Genomic DNA, 22,975 nt, shown 5'->3' with positions numbered 1-22,975 from the left:
AAGATCGGCGTTTGTGGGGTACCGGGAACTCCCGGTTCCCCGGGGAAGCGTTGAAATTCCAGCTAAAATCCTTGCGAGCCGACCGTGACTGCTGACGCGGCCCGCAAACGCGCCTTCTGGCAAATCGTCCTGCTATCGGCGGGATTGCTGGTGCTTGTCGCCATCAGCGCGGCATCGGTCATTTTCGTCAACCGCGCCAGAGACGACCAGCGCTGGGTGACCCACACGGTCGAGGTCCAGAACCAGATCTCCAACCTGTTGCTGGAAATTCGCCGCACAGAGAGCGCAACCCGCGCATATCTGCTCTCGGCAGCACCGCGTTTCATGGAAGAGTATGAGCGCTCGTCGTCAGCGATCATGCCGGCGGTGGAGAAACTCGTCAGGCTCGCCAACGACAACCCGGCCCAGGTCCAGAACACCAACAAGCTCCGTTCAGCTGTCGAGCAACGGCTTGCCGAATTCGGCCGGGGCATGGACCGCATCAAGAACAACGAGCTGCAGACCAGCATCGATATCCTTCGCCGCGGCGGGGCCAACGAAGCTGCAACAGCCATCGCCGAGATCACCGGCGCCATGCGCGCCGAGGAAGGCCGGCTGTTTGTCGAGCGCACGCGCACCGCCGACGAGAGCCAGCAATGGGCTTCGTTCATCACGATCGCCGGTTCGGCCCTCGTGGTGTTGTTCGCAGCCGGATCGATTTTCCTGGTCCGACAGTCGTCCAACGCCCGCGACGATGCCGAAGCCAAGCTGCGCGACAGCAATCTCAACCTCGAAACCACCGTGCAGGAGCGCACCGCCGACCTGCGCGAGGCCAATGAGGAAATCCAGCGCTTCGCTTACATCGTCAGCCACGACCTCCGCTCGCCGCTGGTCAACATCATGGGCTTCACCAGCGAGCTCGAAGAGCTGCGCGGCGACATCTTCCGCCGCATCGCCACACTGGCCAATGAACAACCCGTGGTCCCCGACACTGACGGCAACCTGCCGGAACCTGCACTGCCGGCCGAAGACAAGCAGCTATCGTCAGACTTCAGCGAAGCGCTCGGCTTCATCAAGTCCTCCATCGGCAAGATGGACCGCCTGATCAGCGCCATCCTCAATCTCACGCGCGAGGGTCGCCGCGAATTCAAGCCGGTCAAGATCGACACCCGCGAGTTGATCGAAACCATCGCATCAACCGTAGCGCATCAGGCTGCGGAGACTGAGACGCAGATCAGGATCGAACCGTTGCCCGAGATCGTCTGCGATCGTTTGGCAATGGAACAGATCTTTGGCAACCTTATCGACAACGCCCTGAAATATCTGAAGCCCGGGGTTCCCGGCGACATCCACATCAAGGGCCGCACAAAGATGGGCTTCGCCATCTTCGAAATCATCGACAATGGCCGCGGGATCGACCCGAAGGACCATCAGCGGATATTTGATCTTTTCCGCCGCGCAGGTACACAGGACAGGCCGGGCCAGGGTATCGGGCTGGCGCATGTGCGAGCTCTTGTGCGCCGGCTCGGCGGCACCATGTCGGTGTCATCGGAACTCGGCAATGGCAGCACATTTACCGTGACTTTGCCCGCCAAATGGACGGGCCGCAGCAGAAACGAGACCGCATGAGTAACCCAGTTACCATCATCATGATCGAGGACGACGAGGGTCACGCCCGTCTGATCGAGCGCAATATCAGGCGCTCGGGTGTCAACAATGAGATCGTTCCGTTCACCAACGGTACAGACGCCCTCACCTATCTGTTCGGTGCGGATGGCAGCGGCTCGGCCCATCGCGGCGACGCGCTGCTGATCCTGCTCGATCTCAATCTGCCCGACATGACCGGCATCGATATTCTTCGCCGCGTCAAAGAGAATGAGAATCTCAAATGCGCTCCCGTCGTGGTTCTGACCACCACCGACGACGCGCAGGAAATCAAGCGATGCTACGAGCTCGGATGTAACGTCTACATCACCAAGCCCGTGAATTACGAAAACTTCGCCAACGCAATCCGTCAGCTCGGTTTGTTCTTCTCCGTCATTCAGGTTCCACAAGCGGCTTCATGACATCTGCCTCGACGCCAGTCCTGCTCTACATCGATGACGACGCGGGTCTCGCGCGGCTGGTGGAGCGCGGCCTGACGCGACAGGGCTACAAGGTCGAGCATTGCGACAATGGCGAAGCCGGCATCGCACGCATCAAGCAGGGTGGCATCGACGTCATCGCGCTCGATCAGTACATGCCCGGCCTCGACGGACTCGAGGTGCTCGAGCAAATCCAGAAACTGCCTTCGCCGCCCCCCGTCGTTTTCGTGACCGCATCGCAGGACAGCAAGATCGCGGTTACGGCCTTGAAGGCCGGCGCTGCCGACTATCTCGTCAAGGACACCCAGGGTGACTTCCTGCCGCTCCTGAACGTCGCGTGCGACACGGCCATCCGTCAGGCGCTGGTCATGAAGGCGCGTGACGAAGCCGAAGCCGAAGTCCACGCCGCACGCGATCGCTTTGCGGCACTCGCTGCCGAACGCGAGGTGTTGCTGCGCGAGGTCAATCACCGCGTCGGCAACTCGCTGCAGATCATCGCATCGCTGCTGCATCTGCAGGCCAATTCGGCGCGCGAAGACGACGTGAAGGTGGCGCTCACCAATGCGATGGGCCGCGTCGCCGCGGTGGCGCAGGTGCATCGCCGGCTCTATACGTCGCACGATCTCAACAGCGTACTGCTCAACCAGTATCTCGAAGCACTGCTCGAGGACCTGCGACGCTCGGCCGAAGGCAACAGGATGTCGCGCCTCACGCTGCAGGCGCAGCAGATCGAGATCGACCCGGATCGTGCCGTCGCGATCGGCATCATCGTCAACGAGCTGGTGATGAACGCTGTCAAATACGCCTATCCCGACGGCGCCGGCCCGATCCATGTGGTTCTGTCAGGCCAGGGCGACGATCTCGAATTGTCGATCACCGACGACGGCGTCGGCCTCAATGTGAAGGCCGATCCGCGCTCCACCGGCATGGGCCAACGCATCGTCAGCGCCATGGCCAACAAGCTCGACGCCACCGTCGAGCGCGATCCCAACCACACCGGCACGCGCGTGATCCTGAAGTTCAGCGCGGTGACGAAGACGGCGCCGAAGCTCGCAGTCAACGCCGCGAAGTAACCGTAGCAAAGCGACGCCTTAGCCGACGCGCAGCGTCAGCCACGGCATGACCACGAGCAGCAGACCGGCGAAATAGATCAAGCCGAAGATCAAGCCGAACTTCCAGAAGTCCGCCTTGCCGATATAACCGCTGCCGAAATACATCGGCGCAGGTCCGGTCGCATAGGGCGAGATCACACCGATCAATCCCAGCGAATAGATGCAGAGCAATGTGAGCGTCTGCATATGAATGCCGGGGATACTTGATCCGACCGCGAGCACGACGGGCAGCATTGCCGCCGCATGCGCCGTAATGCTCGAGAAGAAATAGTGGATCCAGAAGAACACCGCGACCAGCAGGATAGTCGCGACCGTCGGGCTGAAACTAGCGAGCGGCGCGGACAGGCCGCCTGCAGCCCATTTGATGAAGCCGATTTCATTGAGGCCCGATGACAGGGTGAGCAGAGAGGTGAAATAGAAGAACACCTCCCACGCGGCTTTTTCTGCAATGATGTCTGCGAAGGAGACGACGCCGGTCAGCAGCATCATCGAGATCACGACGAATACGACCATGGTCGCGTTGATGAAGTTGGAGCCGAGACCGGGCAGTGTGATGTCGGGATTGGAGCCGGTGATCCACAGGAACATCGCGAGCACGACCAGACCGGCCATGATCTTCTCATGGCGCGACAGCGGCCCCATCGCGGCCAGTTCGCTCGCGCTCCAGGCGACGATTTCCGGGCTGTGCTTCACCTCCGGCCGGCAGATCAGATAGGTCAGCAACGGCAGCAGCAGAATGAGTGGCACGCCGAGCGGCGCGAAGCCGATGAACCATTGCGACCAGCCGACATCCACGTTCACGATCTTCTTGGCGATGCTCAGTGCCGCCGCATTGGGCGCCAGCGCGGTGAGAAACATCGAGCTCGTCACCGCTGTCGCCGCAAAGGCAGTCCACATCACATAGGTGCCGATCTTGCCGGCTGTCGGCCCCGGCTCCGAACCGTAGATCCGCGGAATGTTGCTGATGATCGGATAGACGGTGCCGCCGCTACGCGCGGTGTTCGACGGCGTCGCAGGCGCCAGCACCAGATCGGAAAACGCGACGGCATAGCCGAGCCCGATTGTGCTTCGTCCCAGGCCCCGCACCAGCAAGAGCGCCAGCCGCCGGCCAAGACCACTCTTGCGATAACCGATCGAGAACACGAAAGCGCCGACGATCAGCCACACCGTGCTTTCGGCGAAGCCGCCGAGCATCCAGCGCAGCGACTTGTTGGGATCGTGCTCCACATAGCCCATCACCCCCGCGAAGGTGAGCCCGATGAGCCCGACCGCGCCGACCGGCATCGATTCCAGGATCAGGCCGGTGATCACGGCGGCGAAGACCGCAAAATAGTGCCATTGATTGGCGACGAGACCCGCCGGTGTCGGGATCACATACAGCACCAGCCAGACGACAAGCGGTGCGATCTTCTTCCAGCCCAACGCCACAGCGTCCCCTCCGGCACATCGATCGTGTTCTGCGACACGTGCGACAAATTAACACCAGGGACGGTCCGGCACGCAATCCGCTAAGCGAACCACGCTGTGCGTATTGCTGCAGAAGACGGGCGAACGCTTTCTCACGGTCGCAAATGCGGTCCGCCAGAAGGATCAACGCGCGGACTTCAGACGTTGCGGTACAGTCTCACCGGTGCGTACCGCTGGATCATCCAGCACTGCCCGCCCTTGCGTGATCAGCCGCGCTCCGCGTTGATCGAGGGTGTGGATCCACAACCAGTTCAAAGCGACGGCGAGACGGTTGCGCAAACCGATCAGGAAATAGATGTGGGCGATGCCCCAGATCCACCACGCCAGCGCGCCGCGCAGCCTGAACCGGCCGAAGTCGATGACAGCAAGATGCTTGCCGATCTGCGCGAGACTGCCGTCGTGCCTGTAGCGGAACGGCGCCGGCGTCTCGCCGCGCAGCCGTTGCTTGATGGCATTGGCGACATAGCGCCCTTCCTGCTTCGCCGCCGGCGCAATGCCGGGCACAAGCGAGCCATCCGGTGCTGCAATGCTCACGGTGTCCCCGATGGCAAAGATGTCGGGATGATCGGGCACAGTGAGATCAGCATTCACCTGCAGGCGTCCCGCACGATCGGCCGCAACGCCAAGCCATTCCGCTGCCGGTGATGCGCGCACACCCGCAGCCCAGATGATGGTGCGCGCCGGCAGATGCGTGTCGCCATAGACGACGCCGTCCACATTGCAATCCGAGACCGCATGCCCGAGCGCCACTTCCACGCCAAGCTTCTCCAGCGACCGATGTGCATAGGCCGAGAGCTCTTCCGAAAAATTCGCCAGCACACGTTGCCCCGCCTCCACCAGCATGACGCGTGCCTTGCGCGTATCGATGTTGCGAAAATCGTCAGGCAATGTCGTTCGCGCCATTTCGGCGATGGTCCCGGCGAGTTCGACGCCGGTCGGCCCCGCACCGATGATGACGAAGGTCAACAGTGCCGCCTGTTCGGCGGGATCGTCCGCACGCTCGGCGCGCTCGAATGCTGTCAGGATACGGCGACGAATGGTCGTCGCATCTTCCAGCGTTTTGAGGCCCGGCGCGAACGGCTCCCATTCGTCATGGCCGAAATAAGCGTGGCCGGCGCCGGTGGCGAGAACGAGCGTGTCGTAGGGCAGCATCTGGCCGTCATCGAGCCGAACGCATTTCGCTGCAACATCGACGCCGGTCACCGTGCCAAGCAGCGTCGTAACATCCTTACGCCCGCGCAGCAGATAGCGGATCGGCCAGGCGATCTCGGATGTCGCCAGCGATGCCGTCGCCACCTGATAAAGCAAAGGCTGGAACAGATGATGATTGCGCTGGTCCACCAGTGTCGTCACGGCATCGACGCCGCGCAGCCGATACACCGCTTCAAGCCCGCCGAAACCGGCGCCGACGACAACGATGCGATGAGCTCCGGTATCGGCAACATGCGGGACTGACGTCATGGTTCGCTCTCCATTCGTCTGTGCAGGTTATGACGGTGGCGGTATCGTACAAGCCGGTCGCGCTTATCGCGCCATTCTGTTAGCCTATCGATATGAGCTCACGCGACAACGCATCATCCGACATCACGCCCGAACTGCTGCTGCGCGCCTATGCCTGCGGCATTTTCCCGATGTCGGAGAGCGCCGACGATCCCGGCCTGTTCTGGGTCGAGCCGGAAATCCGCGGCGTGATCCCGCTGGATGGCTTTCGTATCAGTTCACGCCTTGCGCGCACGGTGCGTTCGGATGCCTTCACGGTGACGGTAGATAGCGCCTTCAAACGCGTGATGTCCGAATGCGCTGCGCCGAAGCCGGATCGCGAGGACACCTGGATCAACAAGCGCATCCGCGACCTCTATGGCGCGTTGCATGAGATGGGCCATGCCCACAGCGTCGAGGTCTGGCAAAACGACGATCTCGTCGGTGGCCTCTATGGCGTCTCGCTCGGCCGCGCGTTTTTCGGCGAGAGCATGTTCCATCACGCGCGCGATGCATCGAAGGTGGCGCTGGTGCATCTCGTGGCCCGGCTGATCGCGGGCAATTATGGCCTGCTCGACACGCAATATGTGACGGATCATTTGCGCAGCTTCGGCGCCGTCGAAGTGCCACGCGATCGCTATCGGCAACTGCTCGATGCGGCACTGGATGACGTGGCAGATTTCGAGGCGCTACCGGCCACGATGACCGGCGAGGATGCGCTGGCGATCATCGCGGAGCGACAGTCGTAGCCTGGATGGAGCGAAGCGAAATCCAGGAACAGCAGAGATAGTTGAGACGCCGGTCCCCGGATTGCGCTGCGCTCCATCCGGGCTAAGAGGCGCTCACTGCCTGAAAGCCGGGAAGCCCGGCGGCGGCGCCAGTTGCTGTTGCGGCTGAGGGCGCGGCTGCTGCTTCGGCGGCGGCGGGCGTTTTTGCGCGGCGGCGGGTGCCGGGCGCGTCTCCTGCTGCGTGGCAACCACTTCGGGCTGCTTACAGTCGGTGAGCCAGATGTCGTAAATCGGATGCTCGACGCCGTGCAGGCCGGGGCTCGCTGCGAACATCCAGCCTGAGAAGATCCGCTTCACCTCACCCTGCAGCGTGATTTCGTCCACCTCGACGAACGCGTCAGTGTTGGCTGCTTCCGTCGCCGGGCGCGTGTAGCAGGCATCGGTCTTCACGCGCAGCGCGCCGAACTGCACGGTCTCGCCGATATCGGCATCGAAATTGATGATGCGGCCGGTGATCTTGTCGAGACCCGAGAACGCTGCCTTCTTGTTGGCGATCTTCTGGGCTGGCGGCTCGGTCACCACCTCGTCGCCGGGTTGCAGGGTCGCGGCCGGCGGCGGCGCATTCTTCGGTGCCTGACGGCCATTCGGAGCCGCGCCGGGCGGAGCGTTGGCGACACCTGGCTGCTGCGGCTGGCCGGGCGCGGCCGGCTGTTGGGCCTGTCCCTGCGGGTTCTGGGGCACGATGGTGGTGTTGCTGCCCGGCGGCGGCGCCAGCGGCTGCGACTGCACGGCGCCCGGCGGCGGCGCGCCCATGCCCGGATTCGGCCGCGACGGCAGCAGGCGTCCCTGCGGCAGCGCCGGCACTTCCTCGTCGTCATCGATGGGCGGTGGAAGCTGTTGCTGCTGCTGGCCACGCGGCACGGAGCCCGGCGGGCGCGGCGGCGGATCGCCGAACAACGGACCAAACTGCGCCAGCACCGGGGTGCTGGACAGCGAGGTGGCAGCCAGCAAGGCTGCAAATCCGGCAATCGTCAGGGTTCGCAACATGCGGCGGCGCTCAACCGAGAATCAGGCTCGCGACATTGTAGGGGAATGGCCGCGCAATCGCCTCCGGTTAACACGTCGAATGAGGCGACGGAAGGGCGCATGCTTCCCATACCACCGTCTGGCCAGCCCTCCTCCGGCATGAAATAGTTCGCAGCAGAGCCGGCGCGCGATGCGCGACTGGCCGACAATCCGGATCAACCGGAGTTGCAGGGAGAATGCAAAATGGCCGACGGAATTCGTCTGGATGGCAGGGTCGCTGTCGTCACCGGGGCTGCCGGGGTGATCGGCACCGAGACCATCAACCTCTTCGCCGCGCGCGGCGCCAAAATCGTTGCGGTGGACCGCGATGCCGCTGCCCTCGACCGGGCCATCGCCGAGCTTCCGGCCTCCGCCGAGGCGCTGGCGATCATCGCCGATGTGACCAGCGAAGAGGACGTGACCGGCTATGTCGCCGCCGCGGTGAAACGCTTCGGCCGCATCGACATCTTCTACAACAATGCCGGCATCGAGGGCACGATCACGCCGATCGTCAACGCCTCGCTCGCCGACTTCCGCAAGGTGCTTGACGTCAATGTGGTCGGCGTCTTTCTCGGCATGAAACACGTGCTGCCGGTGATGCTGAAACAGGACAGCGGCTCGATCATCAACACCGCTTCCATCGCCGGCCTGATCGGCTCGGCGGAAGTTGCGGTCTACAGCGCCAGCAAGCATGCGGTGATCGGCCTGACCAAGAGCGCGGCCCAGGAATGCACCGGCACCAAGGTGCGCGTGAACTGCGTTTGCCCGGGTCTGATCGACAGCCGCATGCTGTCGGCGATCGTCGATGCCCGCGTCGGCCGCGGCGCGCCGGCACCGGTCGAGAAAGTCGTCGATCGCGTCCCGCAACGGCGACTAGGGCTCGCAAAAGAAGTCGCGCCCATCGTTGCCTTCCTCGCCTCCGACGATGCCAGCTACGTCACCGGCTCCGCCTATACGGTGGATGGCGGCCGCACCTCCGCATAACCATCCACAAGCAAGAGCAGCACATGCCCGTCACTCTCGATCCCGATGCCAGCGCCGTCCTCAACGTCTTCCGCGATGCCGGTCGTCCACCCTATGAAACGCTGACGCCGCCGGAAGCGCGCGAGTGGTATCTCAAGGCCCGCCCGGTCGCCAATCCGGAGCCGCCGGAGCTCGCTTCGGTAACAGCATTGACGATCCCCGGGCCGGCCGGCGCCATCCCTGCCCGCCTCTACACGCCGAAGACGCTGCGGCAGCAGGACGGCCTGTCGCCCTGCCTGGTGTTCTTTCACGGCGGCGGCTGGGTGATCGGCGATCTCGACAGCCATGACGTGGTCTGCCGTTTCCTCGCTTATGAAGGCGAGATGCTGGTGATCTCGGTGGATTATCGCCTCGCGCCGGAACACAAGTTTCCTGCCGCCATCGACGATGCCGTCGCCGCCACGCGCTGGATCGCGGACAATGCGGTGCAGCTCAATATCGACGCCCAACATCTGGTCGTCGGCGGCGACAGCGCCGGCGGCAATCTGTCGGCCATCGTCGCCATCGATGCGCGTGAAAACGGCGGGCCGAAGCTTGCGGGCCAGTTGCTGATCTATCCCGCCACCGATTTCCGGATGGACCATCCCTCGCACAGCGAACCGGAAACCAGCTGCCTGCTGACCCACAACGTCATCCGCTGGTTCGCGGATCACTATCTGAACAGCCCCGCCGATATCGAGAACTGGCGCGCATCGCCGGCGCGCATGGACAACCTGAGGGGCCTGCCGCCGGCCTATGTGCTGACCGCCGGCGCCGATCCGCTGCGCGACGAAGGCGATGAATATGCGAAACGGCTAACCGATGCCGGCGTCGCCGTCAGCTACAAATCCTATCCCGGCCAATTCCACGGCTTCATCACTATGGGCAAGATTTTGCCCAAGGCGAACACGGCGCTGAACGAGATGGGTGGGTGGCTGAAGTCATTGTGACTTTGTAGGGTGGGCAAAGCGCAGTGTGCCCACCATCTCTGGCACAGCGCGAATTGGTGGGCACGGCGCAAACGCGCCTTTGCCCGCCCTACAAAGACGGAAGACTACCATGACCGCCCCTCTCCGTATCGGCTTCGTCCTCTTCCCCAATGTCACGCAACTGGATTTCACCGGCCCGCTGCAGGTGCTGTCGCGCGCGCCGGGCGCCGAAGTGCATCTGTTGTGGAAGCGCATCGAACCGCTCACCAGCGACACGGTGTTGACATTCCTGCCGACCACGACCTTCGCCGACAGCCCGCAACTCGACGTGATCTGCGTGCCCGGCGGTGCCGGTGCCGATGATGCGATGCTCGACGATGAGACGCTCGCCTTTCTGCGCCAGCAGGCCGAAGGCGCGCGCTACGTCACCTCGGTTTGCACGGGCGCATTGGTGCTGGGCGCAGCGGGTCTGTTGAAGGGCTATCGCGCAGCGACGCATTGGTCGGCGCGGCCGTTCCTGTCGCAGTTCGGAGCGATCCTCGACACCTCACGTGTCAGTGTCGATCGCAATCGCGTCACCGGTGGCGGCGTCACGGCCGGCATAGACTTCGCGCTGAAACTTGTCTCGATCATCTTTGATCGTCGGACGGCCGAGATGATCCAGCTCGGCATCGAATACAATCCGGCACCGCCGTTCGATGCGGGCTCGCCCGATACCGCACCGGCCGATGTCGTATCGGCATTGACCGAACGCGCTGGCGGCTGGAAACAGCGCGAGGGCAAGGCGAAGCGTGCCGCAGAGAAACTGCGTTTGTAGCACGCATGAGTGAAGCGATATGCGGGCTGTCGATTCAACTGAAGCGCCGGCCCCGGATGTCGCTTCGCTCATCCGGGCTACAGTCCCCAAAACGAAAAAGCCGCGCATGTCGCCATGCGCGGCTTTTTGAATTCGGAGTCCTCTTATCAGCCAGGCGTCCAGGCCTGGTAGTCGCCGGTCGCCTTGGGGCGGCGGCCCGAGGCCAGCGTCGAGCCCGAGGGGCGGTACGCGGACGGCGTGCCGGTCAGGTTCGGCTGATGCGGCTTCTGCCACTCGCGCGGCGTGTAGGCCTGATCGGTCGGTGCCACATCGGTGGTGTGATGGATCCAGCCGTGCCAGCCGGTCGGGATGCGGCTCGCTTCGGCATAACCATTATAGATCACCCAACGGCGCTCGAAGCCCAGCGTCGGGTCGATCTTGCCGCCCTTGGTGCGGTAATAGCGGTTACCCTGTTCGTCGGTGCCGACCAGTTCGCCGAATCGGCTGGTCCAGAGATCGGTCCCGAAGGTCGAGCCGCTCCACCAGGTAAAGAATTTCAGCAGAAACTGTTTCATATTTTGAGCCGTTCCAAGGAATTCGTCGCGCCGTTGATGCCATCCGGCCGGCCAAATGTCCAGTTACCGGCGTGACGGAATGCCGCCCGCAACTGATCGTGAAACCGGGTCGTTTCCACCGGGCATTCCCCTTATGTGGCCTCTTGTGATCTTTGCCGTTCACGCTGCGTACACGTTCGATCACACATCGTGGTGATGACGTAAATCGCGCAAGGCTGCAGGGAACACCCATCCCGCGAATGGGTTGGGAATGCATCCAGACAGGAGCAGACAATGAGCGTTTTGAAGATTTTGAGCGTCGCGGCAATCGCAGCCGTCGCTGTCCCGGCGATGCCCGTCACGCCGAGCCAAGCAGCCACCAAAGTTGTGACCGTTGGACCGGGCGGCGGTGCACGCACCGTTGGCACATTCTCCGGAGGCGGTCCCCGCTTCGGTGGCGGCTGGCATGGCGGCCCGCGATTTGGCGGCGGTGGCTGGCATCAAGGCGGTGGCTGGCGCGGCGGTGGCTGGCGTGGCGGCGGCTTCGGTCCGGGCTTCGCAGCCGGTGCGGTGATCGGCAGCGGCCTTGCCGCCAGCAGCTATTATGGCAATTCCTACGGGTATTACGGAAACGGCTACGGACCGTCCTATTATGGCAGCCGCTATGTCGAGGAGCCCGTGGTCGAGGAGGTCGAGTCGGACCGGGATGTCGATTATTGCATCCGCACTTACAAGTCGTACAATGTTCGGACTGGCACCTATCTCGGCTATGACGGCCAGCGTCACGCCTGTCCGTAACAGGTTAGCTATATGGATTGAGGGCGGCGCAATGCGCCGCCCTTTGTCGTTTGTGGTTGCGCCATTCGGTGCAGCATCTAAGACTGACTTTCAACAGTGCGTGGAAACTCTCGTGGAACTCGCGCGTCATCGTGGTGTGAGCTATTCAGTGGTCGCGTCAGACAAACCCAAGATCGCAGCATTGCACCCGAACGAGACCGAACGCCTCAAGGCGCTTCGCTCATACGGTATTCTCGACACAGCCACCGAGCCGTCCTTCGACGACATCACCAAGATCGCCAGCTATGTCTGCCAGACACCGATGTCGATCATCAGCCTGGTCGATGAAGGCCGGCAGTGGTTCAAATCCGAAATCGGCCTGGGCGTGCGCCAGACGCCGATGGAAGAATCGATCTGCGCGCATGCGATCCTCGAGCACAGTTTTCTCGAGGTTGAGGACGTCACTAAGGATGCACGTTTCAGCGCAAATCCGCTCGTGACCGGCGCGCCGCATCTGCGCTTCTATGCCGGCGCGCTGCTGCGTACCCCGGACGGACTGCCGCTCGGCACCGTCTGCGTCCTCGATGACAAGCCGCGCGTGCTCTCGCCCGAACAACGCGAGGTATTGGCCGCCCTCGCCCGCCAGGTCATGGCGCAAATGGAGTTCCGCCGCGCGCTGGTGCTCGCGGACAGGCTTCAGCGCAATATCAGCCGCCTGATGGCGGTCGCCGGCCATGATCTGAAGCAGCCCTTGCAGGTGATGGTGATGGCCATCGACCGCGTGCGCGCCAAGCTCACCGACGAAAAGGATCGCGAACGCCTGAGCTACGCGATCGACGCCGGCATGCGCATGGCGGAAGAGCTCGATCGTCTCGCCGAGACTTCGGTGTTCGGCGCCGGCTTCGGTGTGCCGAACCTGCGCGCGTTTGCCATCCAGGACGTGTTCGACTCCATCACCGCCAACTGGCGCCTGCATGCGGAGGCGAAAGGTCTGGAACTTATCGTGCTGCCCAGCGCGGCACAGGTCGTCAGCGATCCCGGCATGCTGCGCGCGATCCTCGGCAATCTCGTTGGCAACGCGATCAAATATACGGATCACGGCCGGGTGCTGGTCGGCTGCCGCAAACGGCACAATGCTGTCAGCATCGAGGTGCTGGACACCGGTGCGGGCATTCCGAACGAACAGCTCTCATCGATCTTCGAAGCGTTTCACCAGATCAATCCGGCCAGCGAAGGCCTCGGCCTTGGCCTCTCCATCGTGCGCCGGACGGCAGAAGCGCTCGGTCACGAGATCGTATTGAAATCCGACCTCGCCCGCGGCTCGCATTTCACGGTGACGGTGCCGCTGGCGGCGAATACCTAATTTCTGCAAGACGTGCCACTATCACATCTTTAGGTTGATGAAACTGTCTTTCACGTGATAGTTTGATTGGGCGTGCGGCGCTCTACCTTCGGCAACTCGCCCCCAAGGAGCAAACAGGCAACGTCAATGTCGTCAGTCCAGATGCGCCTCTCTGAAATCGAACAAATCAAACACCAGGCATCCGGTCTCAACTCTTTTGCGGTGGCGATTGCTACCGCCGGCTCACTCGGTCCGCTATTCGCGTTCATGACCGACAGATTATCCGAGCGTATCCCGTTCTGGTCCTTAATCGGCCTAGCTATCGCGTGCCTGCTCGTTGCCTATATAATCCACGAAACTGGCCGCTCACTATTGGAAGAAATCAGATGATGGCTTTCGATAAAGAACTCTATCTGCTGCTGAGCCCGCTCATTCTCGGCCTGCTTATTCTCGTCTATGGACGGATCCAACTGCGTCGGCTTCGCGCGCGAAATGCGGCTTACCAAGTTCGTCAGGTCGATCGCTGGGAAGCTGGCGAATAGCGGCAGTCACCCCTTCGTCGCCAGCGCCACGCCGGCGAGCGTGAAGCTCAGCGCTGCGATCTGCACGAGGCCCAGCGGTTCATGCAGCATGACGGCGGCGCCGACCACACCGATCACCGGCACCGCCATGGTGCCGATGGCTGCGACCGATGCCGGCAGTTGGGTGAGGGCCGCGAACCAGCACACATAAGCGAGGCAGAAACCGATCAGGCCGACATAGGCAAACGTGCCCCAGCCCACATAGGTCAGCGCCTGCAGATGCGCGGTCTCGAACACGAGGCCGATCAGCAGCACCGGCAGGCTGCCGAGCACGATCTGCCAACCGGCGGATGCCAGCAGCGTCAGCCTGAGCGGATATTTCTTCCCCAGCACCGTGCCGCCGGCAAAGCCGAAGGCGCCGGTAATCGCCATCGCCAGGCCGAGCAGCTTTTGCGGTGTGATGTGGACGCCGTCACCCAGCATCAGCGCGGCGATGCCCGAGAACGCCATCAGCATCGCGATGATGCGCCGGAGCGACAGCGTCTCGCCGAGGATTCGCCAAGCCAGCACGGCCGCCCAGATCGGCATCGTATAGGCGATGACAGCCGCCTCGCCCGCTGGCAGCCACAGCAGCGCCAGGCTCATCAGCGCCATCCAGCCGAACACATTGAGCATGGAGAGCCCGATCAAGCGCCCCCACTGCCCCTCCGGCACCCTCAGGCTCTCGCCGCGCAACAGAGCGAGCCCGAGCAGCACGGCGCCACCGATCACGCCAGCGCCGCCGCGGCCGGTCAGCGGCGGCCATTCGGTCAGCAGGAGTTTGGTCATCGGCCAATTGAAGCCCCAGCCGATCGAGGTGACGACGAGAAACAGCAGACCAAGCGATGCGATTCGCGGGCGCGAATCTGTGGAGTTCGGAATCGACATGAAATGGGCATTTCCGGCAGGAGATTCGGCGTCACCATGCGCGCATTTGCATGTTCCGACCACCGTCAGTCGTGGGAACCGCCCATCCCGTGACCGCACGCCTCAACGTCATCCAAATGCAATGCCGAAATGCAACACCTTGCCTGCCTGTGAACAGCGGGCATGGCGCGGTTTGCGGACACTTTGCAAAAAATTTTCGACTTGGGATTCCGTGAGGACTCACCGATAGTTGGCGTCATTCAGGGCGCGGCTTGTCCCCCTGGTTATCCACCCTTTCCACCATATTTAGTATTTGATTCAGGAACCGTCACTAATCCTTGACGTGAGAGATCGGTTTGGCCTAATTTTCGGATTGTCCGGTGCGAGCAGTTCTTCGTCCCCACCGGGCGCTCCCAAACGGGTCCTGGCCGGTCACTTCGTCCCTCCAAAGGAGGTTACGGGGATCGGGGATCTGCGCCCTGAAAACCAGAGCTTCGGAGCATAAGAATGGGCCGGCAAACCGGCCCAAACCACGCGTTGAGGCGTTAGGATCAGGCGAACTTCGTCGGATCCGGGATGCATGACCCCGGCAGTTCCGGGCGGCCGCAAATGGCCCCGCCATGCTCCAGAACAGAGACAAAAGGACCGGTTTCACCGGCACATCTTGCGGCGAATTCGAGGCAGCCTCGCGGCTTCCCTGAGACCGCTAACAGAAATCACCGACCCACCAGATGTGGTGTCGGACACACGACGGGGCACGACGACGATGCAGATCACACGCCGCTACACCACTGAAGGACAGTCGCCCTATGCGGGGATCGACTTCCGCCTGACCACGTCCGAGATCCGCAACCCGGATGGCTCGATCGTGTTCAAGCTCGACGGCGTCGAAGTGCCGGAGGCGTGGTCGCAGGTCGCGTCCGACGTGCTCGCCCAGAAGTATTTCCGCAAGGCCGGCGTCGCTGCGCGCCTGAAGAAGGTCGAGGAAGAGACCGTGCCGTCGTGGCTGTGGCGCTCGGTGCCGGACACCGATGCCCTCGCCGCTTTGCCCGAGAATGAGCGCTTCGTCAGCGAACTCTCGTCCAAGCAGGTGTTCGATCGCCTCGCCGGCTGCTGGACCTATTGGGCCTGGAAGGGCAGCTACTTCACGAGCGAAGCCGACGCCCACGCCTTCCATGACGAGCTGCGCTACATGCTCGCCAAGCAGATGGTCGCGCCGAATTCGCCGCAGTGGTTCAACACCGGCCTGCATTGGGCCTACGGCGTCGATGGTCCCGGCCAGGGCCACTATTACGTCGACTGGAAGACCGGCAAGCTCACCAAGTCGAAGTCGTCCTACGAACATCCGCAGCCGCATGCCTGCTTCATCCAGGGCGTCGAGGACGACCTGGTCAATGAAGGCGGCATCATGGACCTGTGGGTGCGTGAAGCTCGCCTGTTCAAATACGGCTCGGGCACCGGCTCCAACTTCTCGCGCCTGCGCGGCGAAGGCGAGAAGCTGTCGGGTGGCGGACGTTCGTCCGGCCTCATGAGCTTCCTGAAGATCGGCGATCGCGCGGCTGGCGCCATCAAGTCGGGCGGCACCACGCGCCGCGCGGCCAAGATGGTCGTGGTCGATGCCGACCATCCGGATATCGAGACCTATATCGACTGGAAGGTGAAGGAAGAGCAGAAGGTCGCTGCCCTCGTCACCGGTTCGAAGATGAACCAGAAGCACCTCAAGGCCATCATGAAGGCCGCGGTGAATTGCGAAGGTTCGGGCGACGACTGCTTCGATCCCGAGAAGAACCCGGCTCTGCGCCGCGAGATCAAGCTCGCGCGCCGCGCGCTGGTCACCGACAACATGATCAAGCGGGTGATCCAGTTCGCCAAGCAGGGCTACAAGGACATCAATTTCGACATCTACGACACCGACTGGGATTCGGAAGCCTATCTCACCGTTGCCGGCCAGAACTCCAACAACTCGGTTTCGCTGAAAGATGACTTCCTGCGCGCCGTGGAGACCGATGGCAATTGGGACCTGATCGCCCGCAAGGACGGCAAGGTTATGAAGACCATCAAGGCCCGCGACCTCTGGGAGAAGATCGGCTACGCCGCCTGGGCGTCGGCCGATCCCGGCCTGCACTTCAACACCACCATGAACGACTGGCACACCTGCAAGTCCTCGGGCGATATCCGCGCGTCCAATCCGTGCTCGGAATACATGTTCCTGGACGACACCGCGTGCAACCTCGCGTCCGCCAACCTGCTGACCTTCTATGATGTGGAAGCCAAGCGCTTCGACATCGAAGCCTATGAGCATCTGTGCCGCCTCTGGACCATGGTGCTCGAAGTCTCGGTGATGATGGCCCAGTTCCCGTCGAAGCCGATCGCGGAACTGTCCTACGAATTCCGCACGCTGGGCCTCGGCTACGCCAATATCGGTGGCCTGCTGATGACCATGGGCCTGTCCTACGACTCGAAGGAAGGTCGCGCGCTGTGCGGCGCCCTCACCGCGGTCATGACCGGCGTGGCTTATGCGACCTCGGCCGAAATGGCCGGCGAGCTCGGCCCGTTCCCGGGCTACAAGAAGAACGCCGCGCATATGCTGCGCGTCATCCGCAACCATCGCCGCGCCGCCCATGGCGACACCCACGGCTATGAGAAGCTTGCTGTCGATCCGGTGCCGCTCGACCATGCCTCCTGCCCGCAGGCTGACATCGTCACCCGCGCCAAGCTGGCCTGGGACCGCGCCCTCGAACTCGGCGAAACCCATGGCTATCGCAACGCCCAGACCACCGTGGTTGCCCCCACCGGCACCATCGGCCTGGTCATGGATTGCGACACCACCGGCATCGAGCCCGATTTCGCATTGGTGAAGTTCAAGAAGCTCGCCGGTGGCGGCTATTGGAAGATCATCAACCGCGCCGTCCCGGCAGCACTGCGCGTGCTCGGCTATCGCGAAAGCGAGATCGCCGAGATCGAGGCCTATGCCGTCGGTCACGGTTCGCTGTCCAATGCGCCGGGCATCAATGCCTCGACGCTGAAGGCCAAGGGCTTTACCGACGAAGCGCTGGCCAAGGTCGAAAAGGCCCTGCCGACCGCCTTCGACATCAAGTTCGCTTTCAACAAGTGGACCTTTGGCGAGGACTTCCTCCGCGACACGCTGAAGATCGAAGCCGAAGCCATCGCGGCCCCCGGCTTCGACCTGCTCGCCGCCCTCGGCTTCACCAAGCGCGAGATCGAAGCGGCCAACGTGCACATCTGCGGCGCGATGACCGTGGAAGGCGCGCCGCATCTGAAGGCCGAGCACTACAGCGTGTTCGATTGCGCCAATCCCTGCGGCAAGATCGGCAAGCGTTATCTCTCGGTGGAAAGCCACATCCGCATGATGGCGGCGTCGCAGCCCTTCATCTCGGGTGCGATCTCCAAGACCATCAACATGCCGAACGACGCCTCGGTGGAGGACTGCAAGTCCGCTTACCTCCTGTCGTGGAAGCTGGCGCTGAAGGCCAACGCGCTCTATCGCGATGGCTCGAAGCTGTCGCAGCCGCTCAACTCGCAGCTCATCAGTGATGAGGACGAGGATGAGGATGCCATCGAGAACCTGATGGAGAAGCCGATGGCGGCCCGCACCGCCGCGATCTCCGAGAAGGTGGTCGAGCGTCTGGTCGAGCGCATCGTCGTCATGCGCGAGCGTGAAAAGATGCCGGATCGCCGCAAGGGCTACACCCAGAAGGCCGTGGTCGGTGGCCATAAGGTCTATCTGCGCACCGGCGAATATGATGACGGCCGCCTCGGCGAGATCTTCATCGACATGCACAAGGAAGGCGCCGCACTCCGCTCCTTCATCAACAACTTCGCCATCGCCGTCTCGCTGGGTCTCCAGTATGGCGTGCCGCTGGAAGAATATGTCGACGCCTTCACCTTCACCCGCTTCGAGCCCGCGGGCCCCGTGCAGGGCAACGACTCTATCAAGTTCGCGACCTCGATCCTCGACTACGTGTTCCGCGAACTCGCCGTCTCCTACATGTCGCGTTTCGACCTCGGCCATGTCGACCTCTCCGAGACCGGCTTCGATGCGCTGGGCAAGGGCGAGGAAGAAGGCAAGGCGCCGGATGAAGCGAGCAAATATGTCTCGCGCGGCCTCACCCGTTCGCGCACCGACAATCTCGTCGTCATGCGCGGCGGCGCCACCGCCGTCGCCTCGCCGTCCGACTCAGCCCCTGCCGGCGGCAGCCGTGTCACCGCTTTTGCCGGTGGCCATGCCGAAGGCGCCGTGGCGCTGAAGACCGCGGAGCCGACGGTTGCTTTGTCACCGACCGAGAAGCTCGAGGCCCAGGCCTGGAGCAAGCCCGGCACGGCGGCAGCGGCTGCCGCTCCGACCAAGGCAGAGCGTCGCGCAGAAGCCAAGGCCAAGGGCTATGAAGGCGACATGTGCGGAGAGTGCTCGAACTTCACGCTGGTGCGGAATGGCACCTGTATGAAGTGCGATACGTGTGGCTCTACAACTGGGTGCTCGTAAACTCAAGATCAGAAGAATAGAAAGGCCGCTCGAGAGAGCGGCCTTTCACTTTCAGACACTGCGTTTACTCCCAAAAAACCGCGAATAGTTCGATGGACAAGGTCTTTCAAGTCTTCGTCAGCTCGACGTTCACCGATTTAGAGGAAGAACGGCGCCGAGTAACCGACACTCTGGCTAAAGCAGGACATTTTGTGGCTGGAATGGAGTTGTTCCCAGCAACTGACCAGCAACAACTAGACTTCATCAAGCGAGTAATTGACCGAAGTGACTACTATGTCGTCGTCGTAGCTGGCCGCTACGGATCTTTATCCGACGACGGACTAAGCTTCACCGAAAAAGAGTTTCAGTATGCGCGATCCAAGGGAATTCCGGTTCTTGCTTTCATTCACGCCTCTCCTTCAACCATTCCCGTCGGCAAAACAGACCAAGAAGCGGACAAAGCTGAAAAACTCGAAGCATTCAAATCGAAGCTGAAAGCCGGGCGAATGGTCGAGTTTTGGACCGATCCGAGCGATTTATGCACGAAAATTGTTATTGCTGTCTCTAACGCAATCAACTTGTCTCCAGGAGTTGGCTGGGTACGGGGAGATCAAGCAATTGACCCTAAAGTGCTGCAAGAATCTGAGCGGCTTCGGATTGAAAATCAGGATTTGCGCGCTCGACTAGCTACCGCGGAAAGCACCGAGATTGTCTTTGACGATTCACTTTTAGGTCCGGACGATAATATCACTTTCTTGGTAACCCGCGAAATCAGTGACAGTAACGTCAATGATCGGCCGAAGCTATCGCATCACGACGTCGAGACAACGGCAGGATTTATCTTTCTATCAATCTACGATCGGCTACTCACAGAGCCCAGTGAGTCTCAGCTTGAAGGCATCATTGGCCGAGCATTATCTTCGGAGATCGCAGAAAGTAAAAAAGGATCAGTCTTCCGCATCGAGGAAGAGGCTGTTGTTGCACTTCGCCATCAACTTGAGGCACTGGATCTTATTGAAGCGTTTGGCGAAAGCTCTACGAATAGTACCGGACCATTTTCCTTCACTTCGAACTATGTGTGCTGGCGCCCATCACTTAAAGGAAGAAGATATTTTGTAAATAAGAAGGCAAAACTTCGCTCCCATTTGAGCAACCGCAGTTCAAATGAAGAATAGCGAGACTTCTCGCATTTCGCTATGCTCATACGCCCGCAAGTGTCACAACTCAAAAACGCGCCTTTGATCCTGAAGGCTTGGCATGACCATTTCGGCAACCAGCGTCCGTTTCGATGATGTCACCATGTGGATCGAACTGACCGACGGGCGAACGCTCGGCGTGCCACTCGCCTGGTTTCCGCGCCTACTCCGCGCAACGCCAGAGCAGCGCGATCAGGTCGAGATCAGCCGCCTCGGTCTAAATTGGGAAGCACTCGACGAGGATATTTCCGTTGCCGGCCTGATTGCCGGACGAGGCGATGTCACACAACATTCCGAGAGCGCGGCGTAGCTCCGATCGTAGGATGGGTAGAGCGGAGGCGCATCGCGCCGGAGCGAAACCCATCGGCAGAGATTGCAGCAATGACGGAATGATGGGTTTCGCTGCGCTCTACCCATCCTACGGCTCCGCTCTTTGAAGGGAGCTGACTGTAAATCAGCAGCCGTCCCCTCAGTCGATCGCTACCGGACCCGCCGCGGGTTCGGATATTGCTCGTCCTGCCAGGAGCCATAAGCCATCCACGGATTGCGCACGCAATCGCCGCCGACGCCGCTGATCGAGGCCTGGCATTGGTTCAACGATGTGAACGAACAATCGGGCGAACCGCCGGTCATCTTGGTGCGCTGGCACCAGGGATAGTCAGGCGCCGCGTAAGCCGACGCCGAGCTCAGCAGGACGATCGCTGACGCAATGATGAATTTTCGCATGTCTCAAATCCTTCTCTCTACAGAAGGAGAAGGTCGAATGCGGCGAACAGTTCCCAAATCCCCTTCGCACTGGCGTCGATCAGGCCGAAACGCGCGTCACGTCAGCGTGTCTCGGCCCGTTGATCACCCGCAAAAGAAAAGCCCGCACTAGGCGGGCCCCGCAATCGCGTCGGATCGGATGGTCATCGCCGGGATCATGGCGTCCAGCCGCTCATAGATAAACGATCCCTCGTCATCGATCGCCACCTTCTCGGTGACATTGCATTCCCGGCAGATGAAGAGCCGCGCTTCCTCGCTTGGATTTCCACCGTCCGTCAGATAGCCAGCGAAGGCGCGCGCCTCGCCGCAATCCGGGCATTGTACAGGTCCTCGCATTCCATCCTCCTCAGTCCCAACGGAACGAAAATGGCCCAGATGGCCCATTGGTTCCGCGCCTGAGGCGAATTCGTGTCGGATGCGAGGCAACCTGTAATGAGCGGACTAGTGGGCCGCTTTCGGCGCGCCGGCAGCCACGGGCGCCTTGCCTGCGTCGGCCGGGGGCGCGAGCGTGGCGGCATGAACGACGAAGCCGAGGAAGAGCAGCGCAATCACGCCTGCGACGATCGCGCCAGCGTTGCTGTCGTTGCCGGCGTCTTTCAGGGCATGATCGGGGCGGAAGCCATGGTGATACCTTTGCTTTGGGACTAGGATGCGGGGCAAATCGTGCGACGTTCATACCTGTTCAGCGACGACATTTCCACCACACGCCGGATCGCCGTCAGCCCACATTTGGAAAGCGCCCCATGAAAATTCACGACCCCGCCGACAATGTCTGGACCGCGCAGCAGGACGAAGACCTCAAGCTGCAACTAGCCAATGGCCGCAGCCTCAACGAGATCGCGTTGCGCATGAAGCGAACGCCCCTCGCCGTCCGCACGCGCCTTACCAAGCTCGGCATCCGCCCCGCAGAGGGATGAGGCCCGCCATCACCCCGGCTTGAATTTGCTATAGGCCTCATTGGTCGCGATGATCAGGTGGTCTGCGCAGCCATTGCGGCGGTGCGGATCGCAGCGGGTCTCGTAATCCGCAGATGTCATCATCTCCAGAAACGCAGCCACGCTGGGATAATACACCAGCGCCAGATAGTCCCAGCGGTGGGCATCGGGCACGCCGAGCGCGACGGCTTTGGCGTCGCCGGTCCAGAGCAACGTGCCGCCGCGCGCCTTGATCATCGGCACGGTGAGCGCGCTGTAGCGCAGATAGGCGTCCCAGCCGCTGCCGTCGCCATCCAGCGCGCGCGGATGAAACCGCATCAGATTGACCATCACCACGGGGCTCTGCGGATCCAGCGCTTCAAGCCCCGTGATGTTCAGATATTCGACGCTCATCGGCTCAGCCCGGCACCTTGCGGAACGCATTCTTGAGGATGACCTCGCTGCCGCGGAAGCGCAGCAGGTCGCAGCCGGCGGTGCGGACCTCCTTGCCATCAGCGTCCGTCGTCACGAAATCCCATTCGAACGACCCCATGTCGCCAGCGACTTCCACTTTCAGGTTTTCGAACTTCCCGTTCGGAAAACGCGCGAAAAAGACGGCGGCGCCTGTGCGGATCTCGTCCTTGCCGCGAAACGTGCGGCCGAGATGATCGGGGCCGACGGAGGCGTGATAGACGCCGTCCTCGGCGAAGAAGCTGGCGATCAGGTCGGGATCGCCGCTGTTCCAGGCTGCTCCGAATTCGGTGGCGCGCTCGAGGCTCATGGTGTCCGGCATCTGGTCCTCCCGTTGGCGATGGCCTGATTGGCCTTGCGGCGATTGCCGCAAATCCTGACGTGGGCGTCAAGCTACGACGCCCG

25 protein-coding genes are annotated in these 22,975 nt (G+C 62.0%); 16 read left to right on the top strand and 9 right to left on the bottom strand.

Annotated elements, in window-relative coordinates; translation table 11 throughout:
• Positions 1-84: 84 nt before the first annotated feature.
• From RPMA_RS14050 to RPMA_RS14040, 3 genes are read left to right on the top strand one after another with little or no spacing between them, the layout of a single operon-like run.
• The gene (locus RPMA_RS14050; RefSeq protein ID WP_211907780.1) at positions 85-1,608 is read left to right on the top strand and encodes a sensor histidine kinase; all 1,524 of its coding nucleotides are present in this window, start codon (positions 85-87) and stop codon (positions 1,606-1,608) included.
• The gene (locus tag RPMA_RS14045; RefSeq protein WP_211907779.1) at positions 1,605-2,045 is read left to right on the top strand and encodes a response regulator; all 441 of its coding nucleotides are present in this window, start codon (positions 1,605-1,607) and stop codon (positions 2,043-2,045) included. The genes RPMA_RS14050 and RPMA_RS14045 overlap by 4 nt, the downstream gene beginning before the upstream one ends.
• The gene (locus RPMA_RS14040; protein WP_211907778.1) at positions 2,042-3,136 is read left to right on the top strand and encodes a response regulator; all 1,095 of its coding nucleotides are present in this window, start codon (positions 2,042-2,044) and stop codon (positions 3,134-3,136) included. The genes RPMA_RS14045 and RPMA_RS14040 overlap by 4 nt, the downstream gene beginning before the upstream one ends.
• An 18-nt stretch (positions 3,137-3,154) precedes the next feature.
• On the opposite strand, the gene RPMA_RS14035 is transcribed toward RPMA_RS14040, so the two are convergent.
• Together RPMA_RS14035 and RPMA_RS14030 are read right to left on the bottom strand one after the other, a co-directional pair.
• Positions 3,155-4,603 carry a DASS family sodium-coupled anion symporter gene (locus tag RPMA_RS14035; RefSeq protein ID WP_211907776.1) on the bottom strand — a complete coding sequence of 483 codons (1,449 nt, stop codon included), beginning with the start codon at positions 4,601-4,603 and terminating at the stop codon, positions 3,155-3,157.
• 162 nt (positions 4,604-4,765) lie between these two features.
• Positions 4,766-6,103 carry an NAD(P)/FAD-dependent oxidoreductase gene (locus RPMA_RS14030; RefSeq protein WP_211907774.1) on the bottom strand — a complete coding sequence of 446 codons (1,338 nt, stop codon included), beginning with the start codon at positions 6,101-6,103 and terminating at the stop codon, positions 4,766-4,768.
• 92 nt (positions 6,104-6,195) lie between these two features.
• Between RPMA_RS14030 and aat the strand changes: the two genes are divergently transcribed.
• Positions 6,196-6,870, top strand: a complete 675-nt coding sequence (gene aat, locus RPMA_RS14025) for a leucyl/phenylalanyl-tRNA--protein transferase (protein ID WP_211907772.1) — start codon at positions 6,196-6,198, stop codon at positions 6,868-6,870.
• A gap of 93 nt (positions 6,871-6,963) precedes the next feature.
• Here the strand turns inward: aat and RPMA_RS14020 are convergent, their stop codons facing one another.
• Complete coding sequence (locus tag RPMA_RS14020; RefSeq protein WP_211907764.1) at positions 6,964-7,896, bottom strand: DUF2155 domain-containing protein; 933 nt, start codon at positions 7,894-7,896, stop codon at positions 6,964-6,966.
• Between the two features lie 222 nt (positions 7,897-8,118).
• On the opposite strand from RPMA_RS14020, the gene RPMA_RS14015 reads away from it, so the two are divergent.
• The 3 genes from RPMA_RS14015 to RPMA_RS14005 all read left to right on the top strand — a co-directional run bounded on the left by RPMA_RS14015 (position 8,119) and on the right by RPMA_RS14005 (position 10,662).
• Entirely contained in the window at positions 8,119-8,898 is a 780-nt protein-coding gene (locus RPMA_RS14015; RefSeq protein WP_211907763.1) for an SDR family NAD(P)-dependent oxidoreductase, read from the top strand.
• Between the two features lie 23 nt (positions 8,899-8,921).
• Entirely contained in the window at positions 8,922-9,866 is a 945-nt protein-coding gene (locus tag RPMA_RS14010) for an alpha/beta hydrolase (RefSeq protein ID WP_211907762.1), read from the top strand.
• Between the two features lie 109 nt (positions 9,867-9,975).
• Entirely contained in the window at positions 9,976-10,662 is a 687-nt protein-coding gene (locus RPMA_RS14005) for a DJ-1/PfpI family protein (RefSeq protein ID WP_211907760.1), read from the top strand.
• A gap of 146 nt (positions 10,663-10,808) precedes the next feature.
• Here the strand turns inward: RPMA_RS14005 and RPMA_RS14000 are convergent, their stop codons facing one another.
• Complete coding sequence (locus RPMA_RS14000; protein ID WP_211907758.1) at positions 10,809-11,216, bottom strand: NADH:ubiquinone oxidoreductase subunit NDUFA12; 408 nt, start codon at positions 11,214-11,216, stop codon at positions 10,809-10,811.
• Between the two features lie 273 nt (positions 11,217-11,489).
• On the opposite strand from RPMA_RS14000, the gene RPMA_RS13995 reads away from it, so the two are divergent.
• From RPMA_RS13995 to RPMA_RS13980, 4 genes are all read left to right on the top strand, one after another.
• Positions 11,490-11,993: a BA14K family protein gene (locus RPMA_RS13995; RefSeq protein WP_211907756.1), complete on the top strand. Its 504-nt coding sequence runs from the start codon at positions 11,490-11,492 to the stop codon at positions 11,991-11,993.
• Entirely contained in the window at positions 11,938-13,335 is a 1,398-nt protein-coding gene (locus RPMA_RS13990; protein ID WP_211907754.1) for a sensor histidine kinase, read from the top strand. Before RPMA_RS13995 ends, RPMA_RS13990 begins: the two co-directional genes overlap by 56 nt.
• A 126-nt stretch (positions 13,336-13,461) precedes the next feature.
• Positions 13,462-13,704 (top strand): hypothetical protein, encoded by a 243-nt coding sequence (locus RPMA_RS13985; protein WP_211907753.1) that lies wholly within the window; start codon positions 13,462-13,464, stop codon positions 13,702-13,704.
• Positions 13,701-13,856 (top strand): hypothetical protein, encoded by a 156-nt coding sequence (locus tag RPMA_RS13980; protein ID WP_211907749.1) that lies wholly within the window; start codon positions 13,701-13,703, stop codon positions 13,854-13,856. The genes RPMA_RS13985 and RPMA_RS13980 overlap by 4 nt, the downstream gene beginning before the upstream one ends.
• 6 nt (positions 13,857-13,862) lie before the next feature.
• Here RPMA_RS13980 and RPMA_RS13975 read toward each other — a convergent pair whose 3' ends face one another.
• A complete protein-coding gene (locus tag RPMA_RS13975; protein WP_211907747.1) occupies positions 13,863-14,762 on the bottom strand; it encodes a DMT family transporter in 900 nt (299 codons plus the stop codon).
• 745 nt (positions 14,763-15,507) lie between these two features.
• On the opposite strand from RPMA_RS13975, the gene RPMA_RS13970 reads away from it, so the two are divergent.
• The 3 genes from RPMA_RS13970 to RPMA_RS13960 all read left to right on the top strand — a co-directional run bounded on the left by RPMA_RS13970 (position 15,508) and on the right by RPMA_RS13960 (position 20,730).
• Positions 15,508-19,245, top strand: a complete 3,738-nt coding sequence (locus RPMA_RS13970; RefSeq protein WP_211913355.1) for a vitamin B12-dependent ribonucleotide reductase — start codon at positions 15,508-15,510, stop codon at positions 19,243-19,245.
• Between the two features lie 92 nt (positions 19,246-19,337).
• Positions 19,338-20,399 carry a DUF4062 domain-containing protein gene (locus RPMA_RS13965; RefSeq protein ID WP_211913354.1) on the top strand — a complete coding sequence of 354 codons (1,062 nt, stop codon included), beginning with the start codon at positions 19,338-19,340 and terminating at the stop codon, positions 20,397-20,399.
• 82 nt (positions 20,400-20,481) lie between these two features.
• Positions 20,482-20,730 (top strand): DUF2442 domain-containing protein, encoded by a 249-nt coding sequence (locus RPMA_RS13960; RefSeq protein WP_211913353.1) that lies wholly within the window; start codon positions 20,482-20,484, stop codon positions 20,728-20,730.
• A gap of 170 nt (positions 20,731-20,900) precedes the next feature.
• Here the strand turns inward: RPMA_RS13960 and RPMA_RS13955 are convergent, their stop codons facing one another.
• A complete protein-coding gene (locus tag RPMA_RS13955; protein ID WP_211913352.1) occupies positions 20,901-21,146 on the bottom strand; it encodes a DUF3551 domain-containing protein in 246 nt (81 codons plus the stop codon).
• Positions 21,147-21,293: 147 nt separating this feature from the next.
• A complete protein-coding gene (locus RPMA_RS13950; protein ID WP_211913351.1) occupies positions 21,294-21,521 on the bottom strand; it encodes a hypothetical protein in 228 nt (75 codons plus the stop codon).
• Positions 21,522-21,617: 96 nt separating this feature from the next.
• Here RPMA_RS13950 and RPMA_RS13945 point away from each other — a divergent pair, with 96 nt between their 5' ends.
• Complete coding sequence (locus RPMA_RS13945; RefSeq protein ID WP_211913350.1) at positions 21,618-21,833, top strand: hypothetical protein; 216 nt, start codon at positions 21,618-21,620, stop codon at positions 21,831-21,833.
• Positions 21,834-21,928: 95 nt separating this feature from the next.
• Complete coding sequence (locus RPMA_RS13940) at positions 21,929-22,102, top strand: hypothetical protein (protein WP_211913349.1); 174 nt, start codon at positions 21,929-21,931, stop codon at positions 22,100-22,102.
• Between the two features lie 9 nt (positions 22,103-22,111).
• Here the strand turns inward: RPMA_RS13940 and RPMA_RS13935 are convergent, their stop codons facing one another.
• Positions 22,112-22,513 (bottom strand): DUF1330 domain-containing protein, encoded by a 402-nt coding sequence (locus RPMA_RS13935; RefSeq protein WP_211913348.1) that lies wholly within the window; start codon positions 22,511-22,513, stop codon positions 22,112-22,114.
• 4 nt (positions 22,514-22,517) lie between these two features.
• Entirely contained in the window at positions 22,518-22,892 is a 375-nt protein-coding gene (locus RPMA_RS13930; RefSeq protein ID WP_211913347.1) for a nuclear transport factor 2 family protein, read from the bottom strand.
• Between the last annotated feature and the right edge of the window lie 83 nt (positions 22,893-22,975).

Source organism: Tardiphaga alba (assembly GCF_018279705.1).
Taxonomy (GTDB): domain Bacteria; phylum Pseudomonadota; class Alphaproteobacteria; order Rhizobiales; family Xanthobacteraceae; genus Tardiphaga; species Tardiphaga alba.
Note: the sequence above shows the minus strand (reverse complement) of the source record. Positions and strands in the feature narration are given on the sequence as shown.

Coding starts and splice junctions, on each gene's coding strand:
- RPMA_RS14045 (WP_211907779.1), top strand. CDS start 1,605: ATGAGTAACCCAGTTACCATCATCATGATCGAGGACGACGAGGGTCAC.
- RPMA_RS14040 (WP_211907778.1), top strand. CDS start 2,042: ATGACATCTGCCTCGACGCCAGTCCTGCTCTACATCGATGACGACGCG.
- RPMA_RS14030 (WP_211907774.1), bottom strand. CDS start 6,103: ATGACGTCAGTCCCGCATGTTGCCGATACCGGAGCTCATCGCATCGTT.
- aat (WP_211907772.1), top strand. CDS start 6,196: ATGAGCTCACGCGACAACGCATCATCCGACATCACGCCCGAACTGCTG.
- RPMA_RS14020 (WP_211907764.1), bottom strand. CDS start 7,896: ATGTTGCGAACCCTGACGATTGCCGGATTTGCAGCCTTGCTGGCTGCC.
- RPMA_RS14015 (WP_211907763.1), top strand. CDS start 8,119: ATGGCCGACGGAATTCGTCTGGATGGCAGGGTCGCTGTCGTCACCGGG.
- RPMA_RS14010 (WP_211907762.1), top strand. CDS start 8,922: ATGCCCGTCACTCTCGATCCCGATGCCAGCGCCGTCCTCAACGTCTTC.
- RPMA_RS14005 (WP_211907760.1), top strand. CDS start 9,976: ATGACCGCCCCTCTCCGTATCGGCTTCGTCCTCTTCCCCAATGTCACG.
- RPMA_RS14000 (WP_211907758.1), bottom strand. CDS start 11,216: ATGAAACAGTTTCTGCTGAAATTCTTTACCTGGTGGAGCGGCTCGACC.
- RPMA_RS13995 (WP_211907756.1), top strand. CDS start 11,490: ATGAGCGTTTTGAAGATTTTGAGCGTCGCGGCAATCGCAGCCGTCGCT.
- RPMA_RS13990 (WP_211907754.1), top strand. CDS start 11,938: ATGTTCGGACTGGCACCTATCTCGGCTATGACGGCCAGCGTCACGCCT.
- RPMA_RS13985 (WP_211907753.1), top strand. CDS start 13,462: ATGTCGTCAGTCCAGATGCGCCTCTCTGAAATCGAACAAATCAAACAC.
- RPMA_RS13980 (WP_211907749.1), top strand. CDS start 13,701: ATGATGGCTTTCGATAAAGAACTCTATCTGCTGCTGAGCCCGCTCATT.
- RPMA_RS13975 (WP_211907747.1), bottom strand. CDS start 14,762: ATGTCGATTCCGAACTCCACAGATTCGCGCCCGCGAATCGCATCGCTT.
- RPMA_RS13970 (WP_211913355.1), top strand. CDS start 15,508: ATGCAGATCACACGCCGCTACACCACTGAAGGACAGTCGCCCTATGCG.
- RPMA_RS13965 (WP_211913354.1), top strand. CDS start 19,338: ATGGACAAGGTCTTTCAAGTCTTCGTCAGCTCGACGTTCACCGATTTA.
- RPMA_RS13960 (WP_211913353.1), top strand. CDS start 20,482: ATGACCATTTCGGCAACCAGCGTCCGTTTCGATGATGTCACCATGTGG.
- RPMA_RS13955 (WP_211913352.1), bottom strand. CDS start 21,146: ATGCGAAAATTCATCATTGCGTCAGCGATCGTCCTGCTGAGCTCGGCG.
- RPMA_RS13950 (WP_211913351.1), bottom strand. CDS start 21,521: ATGCGAGGACCTGTACAATGCCCGGATTGCGGCGAGGCGCGCGCCTTC.
- RPMA_RS13945 (WP_211913350.1), top strand. CDS start 21,618: ATGAGCGGACTAGTGGGCCGCTTTCGGCGCGCCGGCAGCCACGGGCGC.
- RPMA_RS13940 (WP_211913349.1), top strand. CDS start 21,929: ATGAAAATTCACGACCCCGCCGACAATGTCTGGACCGCGCAGCAGGAC.
- RPMA_RS13935 (WP_211913348.1), bottom strand. CDS start 22,513: ATGAGCGTCGAATATCTGAACATCACGGGGCTTGAAGCGCTGGATCCG.
- RPMA_RS13930 (WP_211913347.1), bottom strand. CDS start 22,892: ATGCCGGACACCATGAGCCTCGAGCGCGCCACCGAATTCGGAGCAGCC.